This window comes from Sphingomonas sp. (assembly GCF_035490575.1).
In the GTDB taxonomy this organism is placed as follows: domain Bacteria; phylum Pseudomonadota; class Alphaproteobacteria; order Sphingomonadales; family Sphingomonadaceae; genus Sphingomonas.
Window position 1 is genome coordinate 1 of the sequence record NZ_DATJLI010000151.1, and the last position, 1,905, is coordinate 1,905.

The window sequence follows — 1,905 nt, forward strand, 5'->3', positions numbered from 1 at the left end:
GTCCAGCGTTGCTCCATCCGCCCGGTGACGGGCGGGCGATAGGTATCGAATGTCACGCCCTTGAAGTCATCGACCCACCCGATCGGTCGTTCGGCGGGGCGCCAGCGTGCCAGCATCGTCGCGGGGCGGCTGGCACGGTCGGTCGCCTTGGCCGCCGCGATGCGCGCCGCGTCCTCGCCCGCCAGCGCCAATGCGGCCTCGATCAGGACATAGGTGCCCAGCACGCGCTGGCGATAGGGTTTGAGCATGTGGTTTTCGACCAGAACCGTCGGCACGCCGATGAAGTCGCCATAGCCGGTCGAATAACGCGGCCCTTCCGGCGCCTGGCGGATACCCGCCGCCGGGTTCCGGGTGTCGATCGGGCTGGGATAGAGGGTGGGGACATGCCCCGCCCCCTCCAGCGCCGCTGTCACGTGCGGGCCGAACCGCTGCATCAGCCAGTCGGCGGTCGCGCGGTGATAGGCATAACGCCCCCAACCGGCATAGGTGAAGGTGATGTCATGCTGCATGTCGAACCCGTCGCTGACATGGCAGTCGATATAGAGGATCGGGTCCAGCCGCCGCAGCAGCGCGATCATCGCGCGGCTTTCGGGGGCATCGGCCTTGGCATAATCGCGGTTCAGGTTGATGTTGCGGGCATTGCCCACCCAGCCCTTTTCCGCCGGACCGCGCAGGGCCGGGAAATGCCAGCGGCTGGCGCGTTCATGCCCGTCGATATTGTAGATCGGCACGAACACCAGGTCGACGCGATCGAGCAGCCCGGCCTTGCCGCGAAGCGCAATGTCGCGCAGCAGCATCAGCCCGGCATCCTTGCCGTCAATCTCCCCGGCATGGATGCCCGTCTGCACCAGCACGACGGGCTTGGGCGCACCATCGCTCCCCGGCCCGGTGCTGGCCCGCACCATCAGCAATTCGCGCCCCTCGCCGGTGCGACCGAACGTCTCGACCGCGACCAGCGGCGATGCGGCGGCCAGGTGCTCCAGCCATGCGCGCGTTTCGGCATAGCGCGGCGTCGTCGCAAAGCCGGTGCGCTCGGCCGGGGTGATCCACGGATCGTCCGCGCCCGCGATCAGCGCCTCGCTCGTGCCGGACCAGGGCAATTCGGGCGGCAGCACCGCTTCGGGCGATGTCTGACCCATGGCCGTGCCGGTGAAGAGCAGCGCCGCCGCCACCGTGGTGAAACGAAGCATCATTGCGTCCTTCAGAAACTGGCGCGCAGGCCGATCGTCGCGGTGCGCGGCGCGCCCGGCTGAACCCACAAAGGCGAATAGCTGTTGGCATACCAATGTTCGTCGAACAGATTCTGGATCGACCCGAACAGCGTCACGCCGTCGAGCAGGGTGACATCGCCAAAGACCCGGAACAAAGTGTGGGAGGGCAGGGTAAAGGCGGTGCCCGTCTCCCCCGACCGTTCGCCGACATATTGCACGCCCCCGCCGACCTGTGCACTGCGCCCGCCAAGTTCGAAGCGCTTGGCGGCCTGAAGATTGAGGTTGTGGTCGGGAATGTTGACCAGCGGATCGCCGGGCCGGATCTGGAAATTGAAGTTCGGCTCCAGCAGCGTCGACCGCGCCTCCGCATCGACATAGGCATAGCTGAGCAGCATCTCGACTCCGCCCGGCAACCGTCCGTTCAGGTCCAGTTCGACCCCCCGGCTGCGCGCCCTGCCGATCGCGACCGAAAAGCCCGGATTTCCCGTGTCGCTGGCCAGCACGTTCGACTTGTCGAGCTGGAACAGCGCGAGGGTGCCGTTCAACCGCCCGTCGAACAGCGTCAGCTTGGCACCGATCTCCTTCGAAATGCTGGTTTCGGGGTCGAAGATCGCGCCGTTCACGTCGGTGCCGATATTGGCGCGAAACCCCTCACCATAAGCGGCATAGAGTGTGACCGGATCAGTCAGGCGAT

Annotated in this window: 2 protein-coding genes; both read right to left on the reverse strand. The window is 66.4% G+C overall.

Going from position 1 to position 1,905, the window contains the following annotated elements:
- The coding region (locus VL973_RS11330) for a M14 family metallopeptidase (protein ID WP_414712239.1) at window positions 1-1,190 on the reverse strand (1,190 nt) is incomplete at its 3' end.
- Window positions 1,191-1,201: 11 nt separating this feature from the next.
- A partial coding sequence (locus tag VL973_RS11335) for a TonB-dependent siderophore receptor (protein ID WP_325284129.1) occupies window positions 1,202-1,905 on the reverse strand: 704 nt, incomplete at its 5' end.